The organism is Pedobacter nutrimenti (assembly GCF_003208655.1).
GTDB lineage: Bacteria > Bacteroidota > Bacteroidia > Sphingobacteriales > Sphingobacteriaceae > Pedobacter > Pedobacter nutrimenti.
Map to the genome: position 1 here is coordinate 191,898 of NZ_QKLU01000002.1, position 24,484 is coordinate 216,381.

Below are 24,484 nucleotides of genomic sequence, written 5' to 3' on the forward strand. Positions count from 1 at the left end.
AGTAAAAGAAATCTGATTCTGCCCCCTAAGCTCACGACGATTAAATTATGGATTCATTTTAGCCTGTAATTAAAGCTGAACTGGTTTTGACTTCTCTGCTTACTTTTTTTACAAGACCCTGTAAAACATTTCCAGGACCAACCTCGATAAAGTCATTGGCACCGTCTGCAAGCATATTTTCAATAGTTTGCGTCCATCTGACCGCTCCGGTCAATTGCGTGATCAAATTTAACTTGATCTGCTCCGGATTGGTGTTTGCCCTTGGGTCTACATTCTGATAAATAGGACATACAGGTGTCTGGATATTTGTGGCCTCAATAGCCTGCTGTAATTCCAGCCTTGCAGGTTCCATCATCGGAGAATGAAATGCACCTCCAACGTTTAATTTCAAAGCTCTTTTAGCCCCCGCTTCTGTTAATTTCTGACAGGCCTCATCTATTCCTGCAATGCTCCCTGAAATTACCAGTTGGCCTGGACAATTGTAATTGGCAGGCACAACCACTTCCTGGATCTGCGCACAAATTTTCTCTACGACATCATCTCCCAAACCTAAAATAGCGGCCATAGTTGAAGGCTCAATTTCACAAGCTTTTTGCATGGCATTTGCACGGGCAATGACCAGCTTTAAGCCATCTTCAAATGACAGGGCTGAAGCAGCAACCAGGGCCGAGAATTCACCTAAAGAGTGTCCGGCAACCATATCTGGTTTGAATTCGTTACCGAGCGATTTTGCCAGGATAACGGAATGCAAAAAAATTGCAGGCTGGGTCACTTTGGTTTGTTTTAATTCTTCATCAGAACCCGAAAACATGATATCGCTAATGCGGAAACCAATAATTTCGTTTGCCTTTTCAAATAAATCTTTAGCAGCAGCCAGCTGATAAAGTTCTTTTCCCATTCCGGAAAATTGTGCCCCCTGACCGGGAAATATATAAGCTTTCATCTATTCTATTTATTGTTATTCATTTGCCAGATGGATCCTTAGAGGATAAAAACAATCATCGTACCTCTTTTTAATGATTCTTTTTATCCTGTCGGATTCATCTATTCTATTTATTGTTATTCATTTGCCAGATGGATCCTTAGAGGATAAAAACAATCATCGTACCTGTTTTTAATGATTCTTTTTATCCTGTCGGATTCATCTATTCTATTTATTGTTATTCATTTGCCAGATGGATCCTTAGAGGATTCACCGTTGTGATTTGTTTAGTGTAAACTTGCTGTAATTAACCTTAAAAACTCGGCCCTTGTTTTATCCTTGGCAAATTCACCTGTAAACGCCGATGTGGTTGTCACTGAATTTTGCTTTTGTATACCCCGCATGGCCATACACAAATGCTTGCATTCCATAACCACAGCAACCCCTGCCGGATTTAAAGTTTCTTGTATACAATCCCTGATTTCATTGGTCAATCGCTCCTGAACCTGCAGGCGGCGCGCAAAAGCGTCAACAACCCTTGGTATTTTACTTAAGCCAACGATGTGGCCATTAGGAATATAAGCAATATGGGCTTTTCCAAAAAAAGGCAGCATATGGTGTTCGCACATAGAGAAGACCTCTATGTCTTTTACAACAACCATTTGACTGTAGTCTTCTTTAAACATGGCCGACCTCAAAATTTCTTCCGGTTTTGTATCATAACCATGTGTAAGATACTGCAATGCCTTGGCAACACGCTCCGGGGTTTTAAGCAAACCCTCTCTGGCCGGGTTTTCTCCCAGCTGTTCCAGTATGTCTTTATAATGAGTCGCTATGGAAGCAATTTTCCCTTCGTTGTAACGGTCGATCTTAATATATCCTTCGTTTTCTTCCTCGGTAAATTTCTGTGTCTGATTATCCATTTATGTTTAATTATTATCCGAAGTATTCAACAAAGTTATTTTCGGTTTCATAAATTTTTATACTGTGCAATTGTACACCTTCTTTTTCTATGTGTGGTAATAATTCTTCCCATACCGCAATGACAAGATTTTCGGTTGAGGCCAGTTTTCCCTTCATAAAATCCACATCAAGGTTAAGGTTGCGGTGATCGATCTTTTCAACAACATATTCGTTTACAACCTCTTTCAACCACTTCAAATCAACCAAAAAACCGGTTTCCGGATTAACCTCCCCCTTCACGGTAACATACAACTGATAATTGTGTCCATGCCAATTCGGATTAGCACATTTTCCATAAACCTCGGTGTTTTTATCTTCAGACCAATCTGGTCTTGATAATTTATGTGCGGCATTAAAAGATGCCTTGCGTGTTATGTAAATCATTTTTTCTAAATTGATTACAAATATACGCAGAAAGCGCTTTACGAACTTCTTTAAATTTAATTACCTTCGATTAATGAAGATACTTGTTGTTGCAGCGACCATTCCGGAAATAACAGGAATTTATAATCACTTCGGATTAAACCCGCTTACATTTACCTCCTCAGCAAAATTTGACTTGCTGGTCACAGGGGTAGGTATGACTGCCACAGCATATGCCATGGGGCAACATCTCTGCTCCTCTTACGACCTTGTTTTAAATCTTGGAATCGCAGGCTGCTTTGATACTTCAGTTCCTTTGGGAAGCCTGGTTCGTGTGCAGACAGATGAATTTTCCGAATTAGGAGCACAAGATAAAAATGTTTTTCTGCCCATCGACGAGCTCGGCTTTGGAAAAAGCAAACACAACGGATCTTATCTGACTTACGAAAACCCTGCACTAAAGGGTCTGACCTATCAGGGGGCAGGCATCACCGTGAATACCGTTCATGGCAATAAAGAAAGTATTTCAGCAATAAGGGCCCGCTTAAATCCACTCACAGAGAGTATGGAAGGGGCAGCTGTCTTTTATGCTTGTGAACAAGCGTCGGTTTCCTGTATTCAGATCAGAAGTATTTCTAATTATGTAGAAGAACGCAATAAAGCAGCCTGGAAAATCGGGCTGGCCATTGCTAAACTCAACGAGTGGGCGATTGAATTTTTGACAAATGCTTAACCAATGCCCGTAGTTTGTTTGTTAATTTTACTTTCGTAAATCCCATCAGTCAGCTTCAGCTGTCTGTCTGCAGGATAAAAACTTTAAATACAAATCAATGAAACTTAGCTTAGGATTTTCTCCCTGCCCAAATGATACTTTTATTTTTGACGCCCTGATTCATCATAAAATAGACACCGAAGGACTCGATTTTGAAGTTTCCTTTGACGATGTGGAAACACTCAATCAAAAAGCATTAAAGGGAGAACTTGACATCACCAAATTAAGTTTTCATGCAATGGCCTATGTGCTGGACCGTTATGCGCTTTTAGATTCGGGAAGCGCCCTTGGTTTTGGCGTAGGCCCCTTACTGATTTGCAGCAATAAAGAGCTTCTGGAACTACAAAGTCCTGACCCTGGCTTAACTGTGGGCATTCCAGGCAAACTGACCACCGCTAATTTTCTTCTGGGCATTGCCTATCCCGGACTTGTACATAAAAAAGTAATGGTCTTTTCGGAAATAGAAGAGGCCCTGCTTAAAAACGAGATTGATCTGGGGCTGATTATCCATGAAAACCGTTTCACTTATATGGACAAAGGTTTACATAAAATTGTAGATCTTGGGAGCTTCTGGGAAAACCTCACCGGCTGTGCGATTCCTTTAGGAGGAATTGTTATTAACCGCAACCTCTCCCCCCAGGTTCAGCAAAAATTTAACCGGGTCTTAAGAAAATCTGTTGAATATGCCTTTGAAAACCCCAAATCAGGAATTGATTTCATCAGGCAGCATGCTCAGGAAATGGACGAGACCGTTATGTATAAACACATTGAACTGTATGTAAACAAATATTCACTGGAATTAGGTCAGGAAGGCAGAAAAGCGATTGACACCTTATTTGAAATGGCTCAGTCAAAAGGCATCATTCCCGAAATATCACACCCTGTTTATGTAAATACCTATTGATTACAGGGCCCGTCCGGGATCTCTTTAGTAATTTTGATCAGCTTGGTCACCACCAGGGTAGAATCAAAATCTGCAGAAACAGTCAGACTGTCAGATTTTATAATGTGTCCTTCTACTTCAATATATACAGGAAAAGGTTTTTCAAGATTTAATTCACTATAAGCAAGCTCTAATGTTTTAGCGCTATCGGCAACCCAGTATTCACGTCCTTCATCGCAATCGGTAAAAGATTTCAGCTCAGGACCAAAGCTGTAAAGCCCCTTAATTACCCTCACATCACTCTGCTTCTGGTCGGCTGAATTCCGGTTACAAGCCGTGATCGCCAGAGCAAGGATAAAAGAGAGGAGCATTATTTGTTTGATCAGTTTCATGATTAAAAATCTTGATTAATATGGTTTATCTTCTTCACACTTAAATTGGCTGACAAAGCTGATGCCACAAAGGAAAACAGACTAACTGTCACAAATACCAATAAAAAATCTGTCCATTTAAAAGCCACAGGATAGGCATTCATCAGTGTTTCCTGAGACATTTTTACTATATTATATTTTTGCTGGGCCAGACAAAAAACAAATCCGATTAAAATGCCAAAGATACACCCTGACAGGGTAATCATCATGCCTTCAAGTAAAAATATTCTTTTAATTAATTTTTTGCCAGCCCCCAAGCTGCTTAAAATGGCTATATCCTTTTGCTTGTCGAGTACAAGCATAGTTAACGAGCCCATAACATTAAATATAGCGATTATTAATATAAAAGTAAGGATAATATAAACAGCCCATTTCTCAGTGCCCAAAATATTATACAGCACCTTGTTTTGCTGCAGACGGTCCTTTATTTCAAAATTAGGACCAGCGAGTTTTTCTATTTCCTTTTTAAATACTGCCGCATCTGTACCCTTATTCAAATTGATCTCTACATAAGAAATGTTGTGTGCTTCCTGCAGCAGTGTTCTTGCAAAACTAAGGGGTACAATGGTTACATTATCAAAATCCTGCTGCACTTCAAAAACACCCGAAACCGGAATGGACATTACCGTAAAGTCTTCTGCGGGGTTTATGGAGTTCTGTCCGGAACCTTTCTTTGGTGAAAAGACCTGAAGCGGCGTAAAAGGGTCTTCCGTGTTGATCATCAGGTAATTCTGTATCGCAGAACCGGTCACCGCAAGAGGCCCTGTTTCATTTTTAAGTACAAACTTTCCCAGAACAGTAATGCTATCCAGACTTGAATTTTTAAGAAATTCATCACTTACCCCCTTAATGAGCCCTACAGATTGCCGGTCCCGATACCTTAACAGGGCATTTTCAGCAAGGACTTCTGTATAGGAATAGATCCGCTTATCTTTTTTAATCTGCTCAAGAACAGATTGGTCCGGATTAAAAGTCTTACCCTGAGCAGGGGCAATAACGATTTGGGGGGTAAAAGTATTATACATTTTAAGGACCACCTCCTCAAACCCATTAAAAACAGAAAGGATAATCAGCAACGCCGCGCTTCCAACCAATACCCCCAATACAGAAATGGTCGAAATTATATTTATAGCATGAGTCGACTTTTTTGCAAAAAGGTACCTGCGTGCTATATAAAATGGCGTATTCAATGTTTATGTATTAAAAAAATGGATTATTCGCTTTTTCAAAACCGATCAGGGTTGACCTCCCGTGTCCCGGATAAACGGTACAATCATCGGGTAAGGTAAATAATTTTTCCCTAATACTACTGAGCAGTTGTTGATGGTTCCCACCAGGAAGATCCGTCCGGCCAATACTTCCGTAAAACAATGCATCACCCCCAATCACAAAATTTGCTTTTTTGGAATAGAAACACAAATGCGCCGGAGAATGCCCTGGTGTAAACAAAAGTTCAAGGCTGGTATTCCCAAAACTAACAGTTCCGGACTCTCCTAAAAAAATCTCGGGCTCAGGGGACAACTCATAATGAAAGCCCATTTGAGGGGCATAAGAAGGTACTGCCTGCAGGATGTAAAGCTCCCCCTTGTTAAATTGTGGTTTCAAAGACCAGTTGTCAAATACAAATTTATTCCCAAAAACATGATCAAGATGACAATGTGTATTCAGCAAAAGAACCGGTTTAAGCTTATTGTCCCTTATAAAAGCAACCAGTTCATTTTGTTCCTCCCCGCTATACATTCCAGGATCAATAATTGCCGCTTCACCTGTTTGGTCATAAACCACATAAGTGTTTTCCTGATAGGCATTAAATGTAAACTGATGGATTTTAATCATAAAATTCTTATTAATACAAAAAAAGTGGCTAAGGTTTCCAGCGGAAAGACCGGATCATAACATCTATGTCTTTTTTAATAAAGTTAACGACAGGAGCAATAGAATCATATTGCGGCCGCTCATAAAAATACAAAGCCCCCCTAAAGTAATGCTTTGCACTATCTGTTAAGAAAAATTGTACAGAAGAAGCTGTATTTCCCTGTATCAGATAGCAAACACCATAAACCTTTTTATCCGGGAAATTGATGAGTTTCTGATCAATTGAATTCGCTTTGACTGTATGCTTAAAGGCAAGCTCTCTTGCGTACTCTGTTAATTTAACCACTTCATTTTTGGAGTGGACCTCATGATAGGTCAAATGGATTTTACCATTAAAAGCAGGAAAACTTAAATTACTCCAGCAAGGCTGTGCATTTTTTTCTGTATCCGCACTGATGTTGGCATATACCGGATAGTCAAAACTAAATGGACAGGAACTTACATAATGCTGGTATTTTTTCTCCGGAAAATCTATCCTGAAATAGCCTTTTGGTTTAGGAGTGTAACTGTCGTTGTGACAAGCTGTCCCAAGCAGGGCAAGCATCAGAAGAAAAAACAACCTGTACCTCATCACGATTGATTCCAGATAAACCAGGAACGCTCCGCCTGAAGATACAGCATTTCCATCCCATTTTTTGTTGCTGCGCCCATCTCCCTGGATTTTCTTAAAAATTCCGTTTCTTCGGGGTTATAGACCAGGTCATAAACCAAATGCTGCGGTGTTAAAAATCCATAATTTATTCCGGGGCTGGACGAAACATCAGGAGACATTCCCAATGGCGTTGTATTGACCAATACCGTATGTTCCTTCAGAAGATCCGCCGTCACATCTTCATACAGAATGTTATCCTTAGCCATTTTTCTGCTGACAGACAAAAAGCTGATCCCCAATTTTCCCAGAACATATTTCACTGCTTTAGCAGCCCCTCCGTCACCAAAAATCAAGGCCTTTTGGTGATGTTCTCCAAGCAGGGGTTTCAAAGACTCCTCGAAACCATAGGCATCTGTATTGTATCCTTTCAGATGGCGCTGTCCATCTTTATGGCTAATGTCAATGCAATTTACAGCACCTATAAAAGCGGCGGCCTCATCAATTTCATTTAAAAAAGGAAGCACCTGAACTTTATAAGGGATGGTCACATTTAAGCCAGAAATACCGGGGCCTTCTTCCAAAAGTTTTTCAAGAAGGTTAATTTCAGCAATAGGGAACAATTCATATACGCAGTCGCCAATATGATCCCGTTCAAACTGTTCTGTAAAATATTTCTTTGAAAAAGAATGTGACAGCGGATAACCTATCAGTCCAAATGTTCTCATTCTGCAGAAATTAGGAATGTAAACCGTTTTTCCTCATCATAAGGTTTCTGCTTACTTATTTAAATTAAGAAAATGATCAAAAGTATCCCCTCTAAGGCCAAGTCTGATGGTTTCCAGTGGAATTACTTCTGCTGGCGCAATGTTCCCTAAATTCACATTGGTTCCGATGAGTTTAATAAACCAAACCTGTTGCTCTTTTTGCGGGGCTTCCCAAATGATCGTTTCTTCCGGTATCTGGGTCAGGATCTCATCCACCAATCCTTCACGTACCTCTCCTGAATCCCTGTAAATCCCCACATTTCCACCTTCTCTTGCTTCTGCAATCACTTTCCATGATCCGGCTTCAATTTCCGCATTCATGAGTTTGATCCATTTATAAGGGGCAAATATTTTTTTTGCGTCCTTTGAACCAACTTCAGAGATGACAGTAACTTGTTTTGCTAATTTATTGATGAACTCGCATTTCTCTTCATGTTCTATCGTGATAGAGCCATCCGAAACTTCCGCGTATTCCATTCCAAACTGATCGAGCACCCTGCAGTAATCATCAAACTGATTTCTGATCACAAAAGCTTCAAACAAAGTTCCTCCAAAATAAGTAGGAATTCCTGCGCTTTTATAAATTGCCAGTTTCTCTTTCAGGTTGGGTGTAACAAAAGAAGTAGCCCAGCCCAGTTTAACGATATCAGTATGCACACCGGCAACCTCAATAAAATCTTCCGTTTGCCTTAAGCTTAAACCTTTGTCCATTACCATCGTTATGCCTTTTTGACGGGGCTTAACAGGACGCTCAGGTATGTTATTTAAAGGATAGTTCATATATCTTGCAAAGGTTAAAAAAAATTAGACTGCTTTTATCAGCTTTATCTAATAAAAGGGTATTTTTTTTAACGGGATATTACTTTACGTATTTACTAATGACTTCAAGTATCATTCCATTGTCCTGTAACTGGGGCAGATACTCAAATAAGATATAATGTTTTTCGGGGTCGGTATTTAAAGCTGTTTCAAGATACACCAAAGCCTCTTTATGCTGGCCCAATGCAAAAAGATAAGCCACCATTCTATAGTAAAGTTCAGCGGCATCCGGATTATTTTTAATGCCTTCAGAAATCGTTTCTGATGCCTCGTACAACTTGCCTTGTTCATAAAGTACCGTAGAAAAATCAAGCCAGGCCTCTACATCCAGCGGATTATATTCTAAAACTTTATCGTAGGCATCAATCGAATTGTCAATCTGACCAAGTTTATAATAAGCATCTGCCATGGCAAACCAGAAATCCGGATTTTCCTCATCCAATTCCAGGGCTTTTTTATAAAAATGCAGCGATTCGAAATACCGTTCCTCAAAGTTCAGGGTAACCCCAATTCCAAACCAGGCATCAGCCATCTTCATGTCCATTTTCACAGACTTTTTGTAATAAGACCTTGCCTCGTCCATACGTTCCAGCTTCTCGTAGCACTCTCCTATTGCACAATAGGTATCTGCATTAGGTTTTTCGTACTCAAAAGTCTGTTTGTATACTTCAATTGCTTCCGCATACCGATCGACCTGCACAAGGGCATTTCCCTTATTGTAATAAGCCGAAGCAAAATTATCCTTGATCAATATCGCATAGTCATAGGCATCAATGGCTTTTTCGAACAAGTCCAGTTTATGATAAGAGTTCGCAAGATTGTACCAGGCCGCATAAGAATAAGGGTCATTATCAATATATTCCTTATAAAACTGGATACTCTCTTCCTGTTTATCTAAAATATCGTAGCAAAAGGCCAGTTCATATAAACCGTCTTTATTTTCCATATTTTGCTCCAGGCTTTGCTTGATGTAAACAATTGCATGCTCATAATCCAGCATGTTCTGATATACGTAAGCAATCTGCAACAGAATTTCATCGGTGGTTTCTGCAAAATCCAGGGCTTTTTGAAAATTCTCCAAAGCTTCATGGTAACGTTCCAGACTGTTGTAGATATTCCCCCGAAGAATATAAATTTCTGCTTCCGAGGCCTCCAGCATTTCTGCCTTTTCCAAAGCAAGAAAAGCCCGCTCTATCTGATCGGTAATAAAAAGCAGTTGGGCCTGTTTCACAAGAAAAACGGCGGCATAAGGATGCTGGTTTAAGGCGTATTCTATGACCTGAAGTGCTTTAACCGGGTCACTCTTCTCTATATAATAATCAATGATGTTTTCAAAAGCCTGGGCATCAAAAAAATACTGATCCTGGTTCCGTATCATCTCCTCGTAACGCTCAACCGAACGTTGTGCGTCGTCGCTAAAATCAAAGTAAAATTCCTCTTCCATGTATTGAATAATTAAAGAACAGATCCCTTTTTTTTAAATACATTATAAGTTTACGCTATTTAAACGTAGATAAAGCGAAATAATTTTCAACATTCACACACTTAAATGTATAATCCACTGATAAATTTACAGTTAGCAACAGATTGGGAGGATGGACAAAAAGCATTAAATTTCTTTTTGTTTGTTCAGAAGTTCAATGCAAAGGAACAAAACAAAATTTTAAAGCCCGTAATCCTGCTGTCAAGAAATAAGCATTTCTCTATTTTTTTATAAAGCGCAAAAGAGCATCTTTGTTCTGGGCCATTCAAGGCTTGACATTATTTTTATACAAACCATTATTCATTAAACATGCAAAAAGATATCAGTATTGTATTAAAAAATTTAGGCATCCTGGACATCAACCCGGCTTACAGCACCGGAAAAATATGGGGACCTGATTCAGGAGCCGCAACGATAGAGAGCTTTTCACCTGTTAACGGAAAAAAAATTGCTTCAGTCCAGGTCGCAACTGCTGATGATTATGAAAATGTAATGAAAACCGCCGAGCAGGCTTTTTTGACCTGGAGAAACATCCCCGCCCCCAAAAGAGGTGATGTGGTCAGGCAATTAGGTGATGCTTTACGGGCAAACAAAGAAGATCTTGGAACCCTTGTTTCCTACGAAATGGGTAAAAGCCTGCAGGAAGGATTTGGAGAAGTGCAGGAGATGATCGACATCTGTGATTTTGCAGTCGGCCTGTCCAGACAATTGTATGGCCTGACCATGCACTCTGAAAGACCAAGCCACAGGATGTACGAACAATGGCATCCAATGGGCATTGTAAGCATTATCTCTGCTTTCAATTTCCCTGTGGCAGTATGGAGCTGGAATGCAGCCCTGGCACTTGTATGCGGAAATGTCTGTGTTTGGAAACCTTCTTCTAAAACCCCGCTTTGTGCAGTAGCCTGTCAGCATATCCTTGCCAATGTGCTTCAAGCAAATGACCTGCCTGAAGGGATCAGCGCTCTTCTGATTGGTAATGCTGTTGGTGACATGATGAATCATGATAAACGTATTCCACTGGTTTCTTTTACAGGTTCTACCCGTATCGGGCGCCATGTATCTGCTGCCGTTGCAGGCCGATTTGGTCAGACTATACTTGAACTTGGGGGAAACAATGCCATTATTATTTCCAAAGACGCAGACCTGGACATGTCTATTATCGGAGCTGTATTTGGTGCCGTAGGTACTGCCGGGCAACGCTGTACTTCCACCAGAAGGCTTATTATCCACGAAGATATTTATGATGCTTTTACAGCTAAACTGGTTAAGGCTTATGGGCAATTGAGAATCGGCGATCCTTTGGACCAGCACAACCATGTTGGGCCGCTTATTGATACTGCCGCTGTGGATATGTATCTGAAAGCCATTGAAAAAGGTAAATCCGAAGGTGCAAAGTTTGTCGTTGAGGGTGGCGTTCTTGAAGGTGGCAACTATACTTCTGGCTGTTATGTTAAACCATGCGTAGCAGAAGTAAAAAATCATTATGAAATTGTTCAGGAAGAAACTTTTGCCCCAATACTTTATTTGATCAAATACAAAACACTTGACCAGGCCATAGCCTTACAAAACGGTGTACCTCAAGGTCTTTCTTCTGCCATCATGACCCTAAATCTACGGGAAGCAGAACAGTTTTTATCTGTTAACGGTTCAGATTGTGGTATAGCAAATGTTAATATCGGGACCTCTGGCGCGGAAATCGGTGGTGCTTTTGGCGGTGAAAAAGAAACCGGCGGGGGCCGGGAAAGTGGCTCAGATGCCTGGAAGGGTTATATGCGCAGGCAAACCAACACCATTAATTACTCCAATACACTTCCTCTTGCCCAGGGAATCAAATTTGACTTGTAAGTTATTCTTCAACATCATTATTTCGGGGGCTGCTGGCATGAGCAGCCCTCTTTTTTACAGCTTTTTTTTCGCAGGATTTTCTTTCTGAAGTTCCCTTTCAGATTCCTCTTTATTTTTCTGAAAAAATTGCACTCATTCAATAATCCTGCTTTGAAAGCCAGTCAATTTGATGTATGTTTAAAGATTTTTATTTGCTTACGTTCCCTTAGTTTTAACTTTTATATATGTTACGCGTCGATAGCTCAAAACCATGCAAAATTGTTTATTCCTTGTGCAAGCATGAGTTTCTAGGCTATGTAATTGAGCCCCATATTGTCCAGTTAAACCCTCAGGGCGATTTTTCCCTTACCTATCAACGGCTTTTTAGCCATACGGCAAAAGAATTTGCAAAACACCTTAGTGAAACTGATTTAAAAATCATAAAAGTCCTGGACGAAACCGAGCAGGATTTCATCATCAAAAAGTACCATAAGAAACAGACCCGCCCGCTGGAGTTTTTCAGCAAGTTTTTTGATGATAAATTCTATGATACCGTTCGTCCTAAAATTGAAAAAAAACTGGCGGAAGTATTGTCCATTCTGGCCATAACCGATTCTCTTTACCTGATGGGCAAAGATGGCTGGCCAGCCGACCGGAAAATTGAGATTGCAGCAGAACCGGCTACCATCCTGTTTCATTTTAGAAGAAATGAAACTGAAACCAGGTATTTTCCTACCCTAAAATACCAGGGCCTTCGGATAGACTTCATGTTTAAGGACGCACAGATTGTCAGTAACCAGCCCGCCTGGATGCTGCTGAACGATACCCTCTATTTTTTCGAGCAGGATATAGAAGGAAAAAAATTACAGCCCTTTTTAAACAAACGCTTCATTACCATTCCGAAAGCAACTGAAGAAGCTTATTTTGAAAAATTTGTAGCGCCACTTATTGAGAAGTATCATGTGTATGCTGAAGGCTTTGAAATAAAAACCGAGAAATATGACCCCGTAGCGGTCATTAAGGTAATTTATGTAGAAAATGGGATTTCACAGTTGCAACTTTATTTCAGATACGGATCGTATGTTTTTGCAATGGATAATGAACGAAAGGTCACCGTAAGAATTCTTAAAAATGAAAACAACTATACTTTCACCAGAATTAAGCGCAATACGGACTGGGAAAAAAGCAAATTCAATGAATTGCTCCGATCGGGCCTGAAAAAAACCAGTGCATTATTCCATCACCTGGAACTCAGCCCTGAACACGAAGAACAGGACAGGTCTTATGGGGTAATCAACTGGATCAATGAACATTTGGAGGAACTGGAGGCAAAAGGGTACGAAATAGAACAAAGCACCGGTAGCAAACGTTTTCTGTTTGCAACCAGCAAAATAGATTTCCAGATCAGTGAAAACAATGACTGGTTTGACATTAATGCCATTGTTTACTTTGGCAGCCATCCGATTCCTTTTCTTTCCTTAAAACAACATATCCTTCAAAAGAAAAGGGAATTTATTCTTCCCGACGGCTCTATTGCCATTATCCCGGACCAATGGTTAACCAAGTATGGTAGTCTTTTCAATTTATCAGAGGGTGCCAAAACCTTAAAACTAAAGAAACATCATATCGGCCTGATCAATGACCTTGCTGAAGACAGCATTGCCAATGTTACCCTGAGCAGAAAACTTCAGAAGTTAAATGATTTTGAAAATATTGCAGATGTTCAGATGCCCCTCCATTTTAAAGGGGACCTGAGAAGCTATCAAAAAGCAGGCTATAACTGGTTCAGTTTTCTCAGAGAATACAATTTTGGCGGTTGTCTTGCGGATGATATGGGTTTGGGAAAAACCATACAGACCCTGGCTTTATTGCAAAAGCTCAAAGAAGAGAACGAGCAAAATGCCACACATGGCACTTCATTGATCATCATGCCAACTTCTTTGATTTACAATTGGCTGAGCGAGGCCAAAAAATTCACTCCAAAACTTCGCATTTATGCGCATACAGGAAGTTCCAGGAATAAAGACGTCAGCCAATTTATCCGTTATGATGTGATCATTACCACTTATGGCATTACAAGAGTTGACATCTCCCTGATGAAGGATTTTTATTTCAATTATGTCATTCTGGATGAAAGTCAGAACATAAAAAACCCATCCTCAAAATCTTTTAAGTCTGTAAAGGCATTAAAATCCAGGCACCGGCTGATTTTAAGTGGTACACCTGTTGAAAATTCGGTAGGAGACCTCTGGACACAGCTTACTTTTCTCAATCCCGGCTTATTGGGGACGCAAACTTTTTTTAATGAAGAGTATGTACAAGCCATTGAGAAGAAAAAAGATGAAGAAAAAGCCAGAAAATTACAAGCCATCATTAAACCCTTTGTATTAAGAAGAACGAAGGAACAGGTCGCTGAAGAACTTCCGGCAAAAACCGAACAGATTTTCTATTGTGATATGAGTGAGGACCAGGCTGCCTATTACGAAAAAACAAAATCTGCCTACAGAAACGATCTTCTGAGCAGCATGGATGACGGAACCTATGCAAAAAAACAGGTACAACTGCTGCAGGGACTTACTGCGCTGAGGCAACTGGCCAATCACCCCATGATGATCGATGAAGCTTATGGCTCTGATTCAGGTAAATTTGAAAACGTCGTGCATACACTGGACAACGTTCTTAAAGGCGGCCATAAAGTCCTGATCTTTTCGCAGTTCGTAAAACATCTTAGCATTTTTAAAAGTCACCTGGACAAAGAAGAAGTCCCATACGCCTATTTAGATGGGACCACAAAAAAAAGAGGGGAAATTGTTGCCGACTTTCAGCAAAACCCCGACCTGAAAGTATTTTTGATTTCTATTAAGGCTGGTGGCGTTGGGTTAAACCTTACCCAGGCAGATTATGTATTTATTTTAGATCCATGGTGGAACCCCGCTGTAGAACAACAGGCAATAGACAGGACACACCGCATTGGTCAGGACAAAAAAGTTTTCATTTATAAGTTTATCACCAAAGACACGGTGGAAGAAAAGATCCTATCTCTTCAAAACCGGAAAAAGAGACTGGCAAATGCGCTGATTACCACCGAGGAGAGCTTTTTCAAGTCACTTAGCAAAGACGACATCCGGGAGCTTTTAAATTAATTATCTTTTTCTGAGCAATTGCAGATAATGCGCTCTGCTGATCATTTCGGCACCAAGACTTAATAAATGATCATTGGGAAGCTGACAATCTACCATATCGGGCCTTTTTTCCTGAACAAGCCATATTAAAGCCTGCTTGGAGGCGTTGCTGACCAGACTAAACATACTCTCCCCACAAAAAACACGGTTAACCCAAATCCCATACAGCCCGCCAACCAAATGACCGGACTGCCATACTTCAATACTATGGGCATAACCTTTTTTATGAAGATTAATATAAGCATCCTGCATCTGCTGCGTAATCCAGGTACCATCCTGATCTTTTCTAAAAACAGCTGCACAATGACCGATTACCTCTTCAAACGCCTGGTCTTCTGTCACTTCAAACACCCCGTCCCTGATGATTTTCTTCATACTCTTACTTATTTTTAATCCATCAGGAAGGATAACGCAGCGCTCATGTGGAGAAAACCAGCAAATGGGGTCTCCTTCGCTAAACCAGGGAAAAATGCCATTTTGGTAAGCCAGTAAAAGCCTGTCCATACTCAAATCCCCTCCTATAGCCAGCAAACCATCAGGATCGGCAAGAGAAGGATCGGGGAATACGATTTCATTTTCCGGTAATCTGAAAACCATATCCAAAATTACAAACTAATCCTTAAACCTATTTGTCAATTCAGAGTCATACAAAAGTTTTAACCTGAATCTTTATGACCAAAGAAGATAATTTCAGTAACGTCAAACACCTTTTTAACCGGGCCGGTTTTGGGATCTCCTATCCCGAGCTGCAGGAACTAGGGAACAAAAAACTACACAAATCCGTTCAGGAGCTCTTTTCCAAAGCAAAAGAAGTTTCTGACATCGCTTTTGTGGACAGCAACGACAATCGCCAGCGCCTGCTCATGCAGGCCGGTCTTGCAGCAAAAAAAGACCTCAGTCCTGAAGAAAAAATGCAACGGCAGCAAATTATCCGTGAGCAAAATCTTAAAAGCCGTGACCTGAATATAGAATGGCTTCAAAAAATGATCAACACCAGCGCTCCCTTGCTGGAAAAAATGACCCTATTTTGGCATGGTCATTTTGCCTGCAGGAGCAATAACCCATATTATGCCCAGCAATTGAACAACATTCAACGGAAAAATGCATTGGGCAATTTTAAGACGCTGGTCATGGAGGTCTCCAAATCTCCGGCGATGCTTCAATACCTTAACAACCAACAAAACAGAAAGAACCATCCCAACGAAAATTTTGCACGGGAGCTGATGGAGCTTTTTACACTTGGCAGGGGAAATTATACAGAACAGGACATCAAAGAATCTGCACGGGCCTTTACCGGCTGGACGTATAACAAAGATGGTGAATTTCAATTCCGGCCGGCACTGCACGATGCAGAGCGAAAAAGTTTTTTTGGAAAAACAGGAAATTTTGATGGCGAAGACATCATAGACATCATTCTGGAGAAACCTGCAACCGCAGAATTCATTTGTCGTAAGCTGTATGTCTTTTTTGTCAATGACAATCCAAACGAAAGCCATGTAAAAGAATTAGCGGCTCATTTTTACCAGCAGGGTTATGATATTGCTGCTGTGATGAAAAAAATATTTGAATCGGACTGGTTTTACGATCCCCAAAACATGGGGAATAAAATCAAGTCTCCCGTTGAATTTTTAACGGGCCTGAGCCGGCAGTTTTTTGTTACCTACAACAAACCGCAGGTGCTCATTCAATTGCAAAGCAGCCTGGGACAATACCTTTTTAATCCCCCAAATGTTGCCGGCTGGCCTGGTGGAAAAAGCTGGATAGACAGTTCTTCACTCATGTTAAGAATGAGAATCCCCTCCCTGGTTCTGAACGACGGCATCATTGACTTTAGCGGTAAAGCAGATCCTGAAGACGAAGCAATTATTGCTTTGGGCAGTAAAAACAACAAAGCGAAACTGGTCAGGTCTTACATCAATGCACAGGCAGACTGGGCTAAATTCCTGGGCACTTTGCCCGCAACCTGTAAGCCACCAGAGCTGGCCGCTTTTTTATTGCAACCCCCATTAAATGAAAAGATCCGGTCTTTGCTGAGTAACGGAAAAGACTTGAAAAATGCAGCGATAGAGATTACCAGTACACCTGAATACCAATTGTGTTAAACATTCCTAAGGAAGAGATCATGAAAAGAAGAGATTTTTTAAGAAACTCCATATTTACCGCAGCAGGCGCCATCGCTGTTCCTGCCTTTATGAAACCCTTTGAGGCACTGGCACTAGATGAACTGAGCCTATACAAAAACCTGGTCGTCATTCAGCTGTCTGGTGGAAATGATGGCCTGAATACCATAATTCCTTATGGAAATGACATTTATTATCAGAAAAGAAAGGGTATTGCCATTAAACCCGAAGACCTGATCCGGTTGAACGATATGCAAGGGTTTAATCCAAACATGACAGCTCTGAAAGAAATTTACGATCAGGGCTGGATGACCATTATTAATGATGTTGGTTACCCGAATCCCGACCGTTCGCACTTCCGCTCCATGGACATCTGGCAAACGGCCAGTGATTCCAACCAATTCCTTTCGACCGGCTGGATCGGGCGTTATCTGGATTCCAATTGTCAGACCTGTAAGTTTCCTTACACCGCAATTGAAGTTGACGATAGCCTTTCTCTTGCCATGAAAGGCAACACCAAAAAAGGCATTGCCCTAAAAGATCCTGGTGCTTTATACAGAAACACCAATGAGCCTTTTTTTAAAGAAATGATCAACCGAGAGAAAGCCCATCTGGATGAGGACAATCTGGGATACCTCTATAAAACGATGATAGAAACTTCCTCTTCTGCAGATTATATTCAAAATACCTCTAAAATCTATCAGAATAAATTTACCTACCCGGCAACACCATTTGCCAGCCAACTGAAAACCGTATCCAAATTCATCTCATCGGGCCTCAAAACAAGGGTGTATTATGTTTCCCTTAGTGGCTTTGATACTCACGTAAACCAAAATCAACAACAAGGGAACCTGCTGAAACAGTATTCAGAGGGCATCAATGCATTCCTGAAAGACTTGAAGCAAAACAACAAACTGGACGATACCCTGGTCATTACTTTTTCTGAATTTGGAAGAAGGGTAGAACAAAATGCAAGTAACGGAACTGACCATGGGACGGCAAACAATATGCTGATCTTCGGTGGCCGCCTGAAAAAACAAGGCATTTACAACAACGCCCCCGACCTGGAGAACCTGGATTCAGGAGACCTGAAGTATCAGATCGATTTCAGACAGGTTTACGGGACCCTGCTGGACAAATGGCTGGATGTAAACAATGCCCAGATCCTGAACAAAAGGTTCAATACCCTGGACTTCATTTAGACCAGATCAGGCCAATGTGTTCGGAGTGCCTGATGGCCTCCTGACTGTTTTGAAACAGGCAGGTACTAATACCGTTTAATTCGGCCTGTTGTAGCATCTCCAAAGTCTGGGCCGTATTTTTCGAAACAATATTCCGGATATAGATCGCTTTAACCTGAGCAGGATATTTTGCTGCAATAGTCACATAGATTTCCGGGTCACGCTGGGAATTGTCCCCTAAAAAAACAAACTTCTGATTGGGGAAAGCCTTCAGGATCCGCATGACCCTGATTAATTTTCCTTCATGCCCGGTCCTTCCTGTCCGGATCAGGCTTTTCCATCTTTTTATCTGATTCAGTAAAAATGCCCCTTCCGGAAGACCGTTAAAACGAAAGGTCTCTAACAGGTAATCATACAAATTCCATTCGCTGCTGGACACATAGAAAAACGGATTGGGCTGCTCTTGCTCAGTATGGGATAAAGCCAGTAATTCATAATGCTCCTGCGTATCCCGAAAAGTTTTCCTGGTGTGCGGATTTTTGATCAACAGCTCCCTTAACCTTCTGCCAAAACGGACAGAATGCGAAACCATCACGGTATCGTCAATGTCCGAAATAAAAGCATACTGCGTCACATGGGGAACATAGATTTTTCCCCAGCTTTCAGCCAGGAGCTCCTGGTCCTTTCCTATGGCCTGAACCCTTACCCGGTGCCATCCTGCACCGATGTTCCGCCTGGCAGCCCATTCAAATTTAAAAAAACCATCGTATTCTGTTTTCTGCTCCACAACATCCCCTTCAAATGTAAGCCGGACTTTCACAAAGGGGTAAGGCTTCAGGACAAATAGCTTCAACAAGTGGAGGATGTTCACAAAGAAATTATTGCTGAACAGCTGTTCTGTTTTTGCCCGGTACTTAAATACATGGCCATAAACCACCAAATCGTGTGTATGACCGTAACCATGATATACCTTTACGCTTACAGAATTATTCATCTTAATTAAAACAGTGTAAGGGACAGGTTGTTTGTGCTCATAGATGAATGATCAGATGAGCGCACATAAATTACTCTTTATTGTAAATCCCGGTGCGGGTAACCATAAAATGGATTTAAGTGCAATGATCCGTCAAAACCCCGCCGTACAAAAACATTCATTCGAGATTTTTGAATTGCAAAAAAACGACACCGTCGGCAAAATAAAAGAGTTGATTTCCAAGTCCCGTGCAGGGCGGGTCATTGCCGCCGGAGGAGACGGGACACTAAAACTCGTCGCTGAATGCCTTTTAAAAAGCGGTACAGCCATTGGCCTGATTCCTGCGGGTTCGGCAAACGGAATGGCCAAAGAACTCGGCATACCTACGGATTTCCAGCGGGCGCTGGAACTGGCCCTTTACGGATCTGCAAAAACCATTCATGCCATCAGGATCAACGGAGCACTTTGCGTCCATCTGTCGGATATTGGTTTTAATGCTTATGTGGTTAAAAAATTTGATGACCTTCCCCAAAGGGGGATGTGGGCCTATGCAAAAGCAGCATGGCAGGCCCTTTGGCGTCATTATAAGATGGATGTCTTTATTAGTACCCAGGCAAAAGAAATCCGTTCAAAAGCGGCCATGGTTGTCATTGCGAATGCCACCATGTATGGTACGGGTGTAAAAATCAATCCGGCAGGCCAGCTCAGTGACGAACTTTTCGAAGTCATACTAATCAGGGAATATGCTGTTATGGAAATTCTGAAAATCCGCTTCACCAATCTGGCTTTTGATCCTGAAAAGATCCAGGTTTTTCAAACCAGGAAACTGAAAATCAGGACCAGATACAAAGCCCATTTCCAAGTGGATGGAGAGTATCTTGGAAAAACCAGGCAAATAGAGGCTGAGATTATTCCTGCAGCCATCCAGATCATTTTTTAAGAAATACTATTTTTCAGCCAGGGAGGATCAGTTGCAGTACTTTTTCAACAGTTCATCTGCAAGGTCAAAACCCATATTTTTGACAAACAAAAGATCCTCACAAGCGCCTTGCTTATCTTTTTGTTTTAGTTTTTTCATTGCATCTTTAATTTTCTGCTGCATAAAATCTTCCGTATAGCCCAATTCAGCTCTCAATGCAACCATTTTTGGCTCTTCCTCTTTATTGTAATTGCCCTTTTCCTTGTTTTTATAGAAATTCTGGATCACATTACTCATCCCTTCGCTTGCTTTGTACGCAATAATCGCCCGCTGAATTTCTGCTTTGTTTTTATACTCGCAGTTATAACCTTCCAGTTTAAAATTTACTGGCACCAGCAACAAGGCTGCCGTATCGGTGCCTTCAGGGACAATCCAATGTCCACTGCTCATCCGGATCAAACGCAGGGCCTCATCGTCCAGATCTGTTCCTATTCCGGATTTGACCGCAGAAAAAAACACTTCTCCGGCTTTATTCAGTTTAAAACCAACCCTAACTGTTCCCTGAATACAATTGGCTAAAGAATAAGGGGGATAAACTGTATTGTCTTTTATAAAGGTTTCCAGGCCCCCTTTAATTGAGGGCTGGGCAGCAGCGGAAAATCCGATAAACAGCGATACAAAAAATAACCGTCCCATACCCTAATTTACGAATTTAAATCTGTTTTGATTTAAAAGTATGTTTTAATATAAATCCCGGATCAGGGCTATTGGTCAGGTAGGGTTCCCTTTCCGAAAAACGGCAAACCCCTGGGTAATCCCCTTTTAGTCCTTTCATACTGAACATCAGCTGAAAATGAAGGTGCGGTGGCCAGTGGCCATTTTCTTCGGGCGCTCCAAACCAGGCAAAAAGCTCTCCCTTTCTGATCAGTTTTCCTTCCTCAAGTCCTTCCAACGACTTTAAACTCAGATGACCGTACAATCCATAAACGGCCAGATCATCCAGCAAGTATTTGAGTATAACGGTCGCTCCATAATCCCCAAAAAAATTATTGAACTTAAAACTATGTACCTCCGCTTCATGAAAGTTATAAACAGGTGTACCGGCGGGTCCCCAGATGTCTACGCCCAGATGAAGCCGCCTCGGTTCTTCAGTTCCATCAAACCGGGCACTTCTGGCATAAATGGTCCGATGTTCATTATAACCACCAATACCATATCTGCAATGCGCTGAACTGAGTTTCTGTCTTACCCAGGCAGAGAACAGATCCGTATCTGCAACAAGTTCGGCATTCAGATCTGTATTGTTCGCTGTAAAATCAAATGGGTAAAGCTCATCCTCAAACTCCTCAAAATCCACTACTTTACCCACCAAAACATCATTTCTATTGAAGTAATTTTCAAACTTCTCTGTAAGGGTCATGCGTTAATGTGTATTGTTCAACAGAGGTTACCCTTCCTGATCCGTATCTTTTCTGTCTTTGGAAATCTTGTCAAAGATTTTATCCATATGCTCCACATACTCATTTGTATCATCAACAAAAAAACTAAGTGTTGGGACAATTCTTGCCTGATGGCGGATCCTTGAGCCCAGCTTATAACGGATTTCTCCTGCATGAGCATTTACGGTTGCCACCGATAAAGAGGTATTGTTTGTGTTTAAAAAGCTCAGATAAACCTTTGCTACAGCAAGATCAGAAGAAACCCTGACTTTGGTTATGGTCACCAGTGTATTTGGCAAATAAGCCGCTCCTTCCCGTTGAAAAATTGCTGCAAGCTCTTCCTGCAGCACGCCTGCAAATTTCTGTTGTCGTTTACTTTCCATATCGTCCTGATCTAAATGTTAATATAACAGCTTATCATAAGGATAACGCTGCGTGTGAAGCTCAATTACCTTATCATAAAGTAATTGTTTAAATTCTTCCAGATTTTCTTTGTGTAGCGCTGAAATAAATAAGGCAGGGGCATTATGATGTGCCATCCAGCTCTTTTTAAATTCGGCAAGGGTAAAGGGAGATTTTTCCTCCTCTGTTTCTGCAATTTCAGGGCTCACATAGGCGTCAATCTTATTGAACACCATAATGGTTTCTTTATCTCTTGCTCCAAGGTCCTTGAGTGTTTCGTTAACCACATGGATCTGGTCTTCAAAACTGCTGTGCGAAACATCCACCACATGGATAAGTATGTCTGCTTCCCTAACCTCATCCAATGTGGATTTAAAGCATTCCACCAGGTGGTGTGGCAGTTTCCGGATAAAACCTACAGTATCTGACAGCAAAAAAGGAAGATTATCGATCACCACTTTCCTGACAGTTGTATCCAGGGTTGCAAATAGTTTATTTTCTGCAAATACCTCTGACTTGCTCAGCATATTCATGATCGTTGATTTACCAACATTGGTATAACCCACCAGTGCCACACGAATCAGCTGCCCCCTATTCTTTCTTTGGGTCTCATTTTGTTTGTCGATCAGTTTCAGGCGGTTTTTCAGTAAAGAGATCTTTTCCAGGATCATCCTTCTGTCACTCTCGATCTGGGTTTCCCCCGGGCCACGCATACCGATACCCCCTTTTTGACGTTCCAGGTGGGTCCATAAACGGGTCAAGCGTGGCAACAAATATTGTAGCTGCGCCAGTTCAACCTGGGTTTTCGCCTGGGCGGTTTGTGCTCTTCCGGCAAAAATATCCAGAATCAGATTACTTCTGTCCAGAATCTTCACCTGAAGTTCCCTTTCAATGTTCCTGAGCTGAGAAGGTGAAAGTTCATCATCAAACACCACCATATCTATCTCTTCAGACTTTACATAAGCCTGTATTTCTTCCAGTTTACCAGTTCCTACGAAGGTGGCACGTTCCGGCCTGAGCATTTTTTGTGTAAACACCTGCTCTACCTTTCCTCCTGCAGTATCCACCAAAAAAGCCAGTTCGTCCAAATATTCTTTGGTTTCTTCGGGACTCTCCCCTGGTCTGATTACACCCACAAGAACGGCGCGTTCCTGTTTAAGTGCGGTGTCATAAAATTTTTGTTTTCCCATGTATCTTTGCAAAGATACAAAAGTTATACCGAGATTAAATCCCTGGCAAACTGACGTATGGCCTGGCCGGGGTCTCCTGTTTTCATAAAATTCTCCCCAATCAGAAAACCTTTAAAACCAACTGATTTCAAGCGCCTTATCGTTTCCACATCGCTAATTGCACTTTCAGATATCTTCACAAAATCATCAGGGATCTGATCTGCAAGATCAAAAGAGGTCTGAATATTCACAGAAAAATCACCCAGGTTCCTGTTATTTACCCCAATTGCATCCAGTTCAGGACAAACACTCCGTTGCAATTCTTCCAGGTTGTGCACTTCCATAAGTACATTCAGACCCAGTCTTTTTGCAAAACCGGCCAGTGAACGGATTTCCCCGGGTGTCAAAATAGCTGCGATCAGCAAAATAACATCTGCTCCCCAGGCTTTGGCCTCCAGAAGCTGATATTCATCAATGATAAAATCTTTTCTTAAAACAGGAATCTGATTGACTGACCTCGCTTTGACCAGGTCATCCGGACTTCCTCCAAAAAAATCCCTGTCCGTTAGCACAGATAAAGCAGAAGCGCCCGCAGCAGCATAAGCTGCAGTAACCGTTTCGACTTTTACCTGGTCATTAATTACACCTTTGGACGGGGATCTCCTTTTGAACTCGGCAATGATCCCGTTCCGCTGTCCGTCCAGTAAAAAATCCCGGAAAGAATGTGTGGCCCTCCCGAAGGAAGCTGCAGATTCAAGCAGCCTGGCAGGGACATTTAGTTTTGCGTGTTCAACTTCTTCACGTTTTCGTAAAACGATCTTATCCAGAATATTCATCTTCTAACCAGTTTTTTATCATTTGTTTACCATATTCAGTCAATACACTTTCGGGATGGAACTGCACCCCTCTTACATCCAGATCCTTATGTCTGATGGCCATAATCTGTCCTTGTTGATCTTTTGCTGTGACCTGAAAACAATCCGGCAAGCCTGCTGTATCCACCACCCAGGAGTGGTAACGACCTACATTAATGGTCTGGGGACAGTCTTTAAATGTCAGTTCTTTTTCATCCAATACCGTAATGGGTGTTGCAATTCCATGCATAGGTCTTCCCAGATTTAAAAGTTTTCCACCAAAGGCCTGCGCAATAGCCTGCTGTCCCAAACATACTCCAAATATACTTTTTGTAGCCGCATAAGTTTTAATCACCTCCATTAGCAAACCAGATTCCTCCGGTAAACCCGGCCCTGGCGACAAAAGCACCTTATGGTAAGCTTCTACATCGGCCAGGTTAAATTTATCATTTCTCCAAACCACTGCCTCATAATTCAGTTCATTAATCAGATGAACCAGGTTATACGTAAAGGAATCATAGTTATCTATCACCAATACTTTCTTTTGCATA

25 protein-coding genes are annotated in these 24,484 nt (G+C 41.4%); 7 read left to right on the forward strand and 18 right to left on the reverse strand.

The genetic code is table 11. The features are described 5' to 3' along the window. Positions 1–58 precede the first annotated feature (58 nt). From fabD to B0O44_RS05505, 3 genes are all read right to left on the reverse strand, one after another. Positions 59–943, reverse strand: a complete 885-nt coding sequence (gene fabD / locus B0O44_RS05495; RefSeq protein ID WP_110827947.1) for an ACP S-malonyltransferase — start codon at positions 941–943, stop codon at positions 59–61. 266 nt (positions 944–1,209) lie between these two features. Further along, a complete protein-coding gene (gene folE, locus B0O44_RS05500; RefSeq protein ID WP_110827949.1) occupies positions 1,210–1,845 on the reverse strand; it encodes a GTP cyclohydrolase I FolE in 636 nt (211 codons plus the stop codon). Between the two features lie 13 nt (positions 1,846–1,858). Further along, on the reverse strand, positions 1,859–2,269 hold the full coding sequence (locus tag B0O44_RS05505; RefSeq protein ID WP_110827951.1) for a 6-pyruvoyl trahydropterin synthase family protein: 411 nt from the start codon (positions 2,267–2,269) through the stop codon (positions 1,859–1,861). A gap of 73 nt (positions 2,270–2,342) precedes the next feature. Here B0O44_RS05505 and mqnB point away from each other — a divergent pair, with 73 nt between their 5' ends. Then, on the forward strand, positions 2,343–2,981 hold the full coding sequence (gene mqnB, locus B0O44_RS05510; RefSeq protein ID WP_110827953.1) for a futalosine hydrolase: 639 nt from the start codon (positions 2,343–2,345) through the stop codon (positions 2,979–2,981). A 97-nt stretch (positions 2,982–3,078) separates the two neighbouring features. Next, complete coding sequence (locus tag B0O44_RS05515; RefSeq protein ID WP_110827956.1) at positions 3,079–3,924, forward strand: menaquinone biosynthesis family protein; 846 nt, start codon at positions 3,079–3,081, stop codon at positions 3,922–3,924. Here the strand turns inward: B0O44_RS05515 and B0O44_RS05520 are convergent. The 7 genes from B0O44_RS05520 to B0O44_RS05550 all read right to left on the reverse strand — a co-directional run bounded on the left by B0O44_RS05520 (position 3,918) and on the right by B0O44_RS05550 (position 9,828). Continuing rightward, the gene (locus B0O44_RS05520) at positions 3,918–4,295 is read right to left on the reverse strand and encodes a hypothetical protein (RefSeq protein ID WP_110827958.1); all 378 of its coding nucleotides are present in this window, start codon (positions 4,293–4,295) and stop codon (positions 3,918–3,920) included. The genes B0O44_RS05515 and B0O44_RS05520 overlap by 7 nt on opposite strands. A gap of 2 nt (positions 4,296–4,297) precedes the next feature. Further along, positions 4,298–5,524 carry an FtsX-like permease family protein gene (locus tag B0O44_RS05525; RefSeq protein ID WP_110827960.1) on the reverse strand — a complete coding sequence of 409 codons (1,227 nt, stop codon included), beginning with the start codon at positions 5,522–5,524 and terminating at the stop codon, positions 4,298–4,300. A 10-nt stretch (positions 5,525–5,534) separates the two neighbouring features. Continuing rightward, a complete protein-coding gene (locus B0O44_RS05530; protein ID WP_110827962.1) occupies positions 5,535–6,170 on the reverse strand; it encodes an MBL fold metallo-hydrolase in 636 nt (211 codons plus the stop codon). 28 nt (positions 6,171–6,198) lie between these two features. Then, entirely contained in the window at positions 6,199–6,780 is a 582-nt protein-coding gene (gldD, locus tag B0O44_RS05535) for a gliding motility lipoprotein GldD (RefSeq protein ID WP_110827965.1), read from the reverse strand. Then, positions 6,780–7,526: a shikimate dehydrogenase family protein gene (locus B0O44_RS05540; protein ID WP_110827968.1), complete on the reverse strand. Its 747-nt coding sequence runs from the start codon at positions 7,524–7,526 to the stop codon at positions 6,780–6,782. The genes gldD and B0O44_RS05540 overlap by 1 nt, the downstream gene beginning before the upstream one ends. Positions 7,527–7,577: 51 nt before the next feature. Next, positions 7,578–8,345 carry a phosphosulfolactate synthase gene (locus B0O44_RS05545; RefSeq protein ID WP_110827970.1) on the reverse strand — a complete coding sequence of 256 codons (768 nt, stop codon included), beginning with the start codon at positions 8,343–8,345 and terminating at the stop codon, positions 7,578–7,580. Between the two features lie 79 nt (positions 8,346–8,424). Beyond that, positions 8,425–9,828, reverse strand: a complete 1,404-nt coding sequence (locus B0O44_RS05550) for a tetratricopeptide repeat protein (RefSeq protein ID WP_110827972.1) — start codon at positions 9,826–9,828, stop codon at positions 8,425–8,427. 348 nt (positions 9,829–10,176) lie between these two features. On the opposite strand from B0O44_RS05550, the gene amaB reads away from it, so the two are divergent. Together amaB and B0O44_RS05560 are read left to right on the forward strand one after the other, a co-directional pair. Continuing rightward, on the forward strand, positions 10,177–11,715 hold the full coding sequence (amaB, locus tag B0O44_RS05555; RefSeq protein ID WP_110827974.1) for an L-piperidine-6-carboxylate dehydrogenase: 1,539 nt from the start codon (positions 10,177–10,179) through the stop codon (positions 11,713–11,715). A gap of 224 nt (positions 11,716–11,939) precedes the next feature. Further along, a complete protein-coding gene (locus tag B0O44_RS05560) occupies positions 11,940–14,837 on the forward strand; it encodes a DEAD/DEAH box helicase (RefSeq protein ID WP_110827976.1) in 2,898 nt (965 codons plus the stop codon). Here B0O44_RS05560 and aat read toward each other — a convergent pair whose 3' ends face one another. After that, on the reverse strand, positions 14,838–15,473 hold the full coding sequence (gene aat / locus B0O44_RS05565; RefSeq protein ID WP_110827978.1) for a leucyl/phenylalanyl-tRNA--protein transferase: 636 nt from the start codon (positions 15,471–15,473) through the stop codon (positions 14,838–14,840). It abuts the gene before it with no gap. Between the two features lie 74 nt (positions 15,474–15,547). Between aat and B0O44_RS05570 the strand changes: the two genes are divergently transcribed. Together B0O44_RS05570 and B0O44_RS05575 are read left to right on the forward strand one after the other, a co-directional pair. Next, positions 15,548–16,978: a DUF1800 domain-containing protein gene (locus tag B0O44_RS05570; RefSeq protein ID WP_245943599.1), complete on the forward strand. Its 1,431-nt coding sequence runs from the start codon at positions 15,548–15,550 to the stop codon at positions 16,976–16,978. A 20-nt stretch (positions 16,979–16,998) separates the two neighbouring features. Next, entirely contained in the window at positions 16,999–18,198 is a 1,200-nt protein-coding gene (locus B0O44_RS05575; protein ID WP_110827982.1) for a DUF1501 domain-containing protein, read from the forward strand. Here B0O44_RS05575 and B0O44_RS05580 read toward each other — a convergent pair. Next, complete coding sequence (locus B0O44_RS05580) at positions 18,191–19,171, reverse strand: App1 family protein (protein WP_110827984.1); 981 nt, start codon at positions 19,169–19,171, stop codon at positions 18,191–18,193. The two genes, B0O44_RS05575 and B0O44_RS05580, sit on opposite strands and share 8 nt — an antisense overlap. Positions 19,172–19,226: 55 nt before the next feature. On the opposite strand from B0O44_RS05580, the gene B0O44_RS05585 reads away from it, so the two are divergent. After that, entirely contained in the window at positions 19,227–20,090 is an 864-nt protein-coding gene (locus B0O44_RS05585; protein ID WP_245943600.1) for a diacylglycerol/lipid kinase family protein, read from the forward strand. Between the two features lie 27 nt (positions 20,091–20,117). Here B0O44_RS05585 and B0O44_RS05590 read toward each other — a convergent pair whose 3' ends face one another. From B0O44_RS05590 to B0O44_RS05615, 6 genes are read right to left on the reverse strand one after another with little or no spacing between them, the layout of a single operon-like run. Further along, positions 20,118–20,765 carry an energy transducer TonB gene (locus B0O44_RS05590; RefSeq protein ID WP_110827988.1) on the reverse strand — a complete coding sequence of 216 codons (648 nt, stop codon included), beginning with the start codon at positions 20,763–20,765 and terminating at the stop codon, positions 20,118–20,120. Positions 20,766–20,781: 16 nt separating this feature from the next. Next, the gene (locus B0O44_RS05595) at positions 20,782–21,489 is read right to left on the reverse strand and encodes a peptidoglycan DD-metalloendopeptidase family protein (RefSeq protein ID WP_110827990.1); all 708 of its coding nucleotides are present in this window, start codon (positions 21,487–21,489) and stop codon (positions 20,782–20,784) included. 27 nt (positions 21,490–21,516) lie between these two features. Further along, positions 21,517–21,891 carry a 30S ribosome-binding factor RbfA gene (gene rbfA / locus B0O44_RS05600; RefSeq protein WP_110827993.1) on the reverse strand — a complete coding sequence of 125 codons (375 nt, stop codon included), beginning with the start codon at positions 21,889–21,891 and terminating at the stop codon, positions 21,517–21,519. Between the two features lie 18 nt (positions 21,892–21,909). Continuing rightward, the gene (gene hflX / locus B0O44_RS05605; RefSeq protein ID WP_110827995.1) at positions 21,910–23,100 is read right to left on the reverse strand and encodes a GTPase HflX; all 1,191 of its coding nucleotides are present in this window, start codon (positions 23,098–23,100) and stop codon (positions 21,910–21,912) included. 23 nt (positions 23,101–23,123) lie between these two features. Then, positions 23,124–23,915, reverse strand: coding sequence for an indole-3-glycerol phosphate synthase TrpC (gene trpC, locus B0O44_RS05610; RefSeq protein WP_110827997.1), 792 nt, complete (start codon positions 23,913–23,915; stop codon positions 23,124–23,126). Then, on the reverse strand, positions 23,899–24,483 hold the full coding sequence (locus B0O44_RS05615; protein ID WP_110827999.1) for an anthranilate synthase component II: 585 nt from the start codon (positions 24,481–24,483) through the stop codon (positions 23,899–23,901). Before B0O44_RS05615 ends, trpC begins: the two co-directional genes overlap by 17 nt. Position 24,484: the final 1 nt, after the last annotated feature.

Coding starts and splice junctions, on each gene's coding strand:
- B0O44_RS05615 (WP_110827999.1), bottom strand. CDS start 24,483: ATGCAAAAGAAAGTATTGGTGATAGATAACTATGATTCCTTTACGTAT.
- rbfA (WP_110827993.1), bottom strand. CDS start 21,891: ATGGAAAGTAAACGACAACAGAAATTTGCAGGCGTGCTGCAGGAAGAG.
- fabD (WP_110827947.1), bottom strand. CDS start 943: ATGAAAGCTTATATATTTCCCGGTCAGGGGGCACAATTTTCCGGAATG.
- B0O44_RS05540 (WP_110827968.1), bottom strand. CDS start 7,526: ATGAGAACATTTGGACTGATAGGTTATCCGCTGTCACATTCTTTTTCA.
- B0O44_RS05580 (WP_110827984.1), bottom strand. CDS start 19,171: ATGAATAATTCTGTAAGCGTAAAGGTATATCATGGTTACGGTCATACA.
- B0O44_RS05545 (WP_110827970.1), bottom strand. CDS start 8,345: ATGAACTATCCTTTAAATAACATACCTGAGCGTCCTGTTAAGCCCCGT.
- amaB (WP_110827974.1), top strand. CDS start 10,177: ATGCAAAAAGATATCAGTATTGTATTAAAAAATTTAGGCATCCTGGAC.
- B0O44_RS05570 (WP_245943599.1), top strand. CDS start 15,548: ATGACCAAAGAAGATAATTTCAGTAACGTCAAACACCTTTTTAACCGG.
- B0O44_RS05590 (WP_110827988.1), bottom strand. CDS start 20,765: ATGGGACGGTTATTTTTTGTATCGCTGTTTATCGGATTTTCCGCTGCT.
- B0O44_RS05530 (WP_110827962.1), bottom strand. CDS start 6,170: ATGATTAAAATCCATCAGTTTACATTTAATGCCTATCAGGAAAACACT.
- gldD (WP_110827965.1), bottom strand. CDS start 6,780: ATGAGGTACAGGTTGTTTTTTCTTCTGATGCTTGCCCTGCTTGGGACA.
- trpC (WP_110827997.1), bottom strand. CDS start 23,915: ATGAATATTCTGGATAAGATCGTTTTACGAAAACGTGAAGAAGTTGAA.
- mqnB (WP_110827953.1), top strand. CDS start 2,343: ATGAAGATACTTGTTGTTGCAGCGACCATTCCGGAAATAACAGGAATT.
- hflX (WP_110827995.1), bottom strand. CDS start 23,100: ATGGGAAAACAAAAATTTTATGACACCGCACTTAAACAGGAACGCGCC.
- B0O44_RS05560 (WP_110827976.1), top strand. CDS start 11,940: ATGTTACGCGTCGATAGCTCAAAACCATGCAAAATTGTTTATTCCTTG.
- B0O44_RS05595 (WP_110827990.1), bottom strand. CDS start 21,489: ATGACCCTTACAGAGAAGTTTGAAAATTACTTCAATAGAAATGATGTT.
- B0O44_RS05575 (WP_110827982.1), top strand. CDS start 16,999: ATGAAAAGAAGAGATTTTTTAAGAAACTCCATATTTACCGCAGCAGGC.
- B0O44_RS05515 (WP_110827956.1), top strand. CDS start 3,079: ATGAAACTTAGCTTAGGATTTTCTCCCTGCCCAAATGATACTTTTATT.
- B0O44_RS05585 (WP_245943600.1), top strand. CDS start 19,227: ATGAGCGCACATAAATTACTCTTTATTGTAAATCCCGGTGCGGGTAAC.
- B0O44_RS05550 (WP_110827972.1), bottom strand. CDS start 9,828: ATGGAAGAGGAATTTTACTTTGATTTTAGCGACGACGCACAACGTTCG.
- B0O44_RS05505 (WP_110827951.1), bottom strand. CDS start 2,269: ATGATTTACATAACACGCAAGGCATCTTTTAATGCCGCACATAAATTA.
- folE (WP_110827949.1), bottom strand. CDS start 1,845: ATGGATAATCAGACACAGAAATTTACCGAGGAAGAAAACGAAGGATAT.
- B0O44_RS05520 (WP_110827958.1), bottom strand. CDS start 4,295: ATGAAACTGATCAAACAAATAATGCTCCTCTCTTTTATCCTTGCTCTG.
- aat (WP_110827978.1), bottom strand. CDS start 15,473: ATGGTTTTCAGATTACCGGAAAATGAAATCGTATTCCCCGATCCTTCT.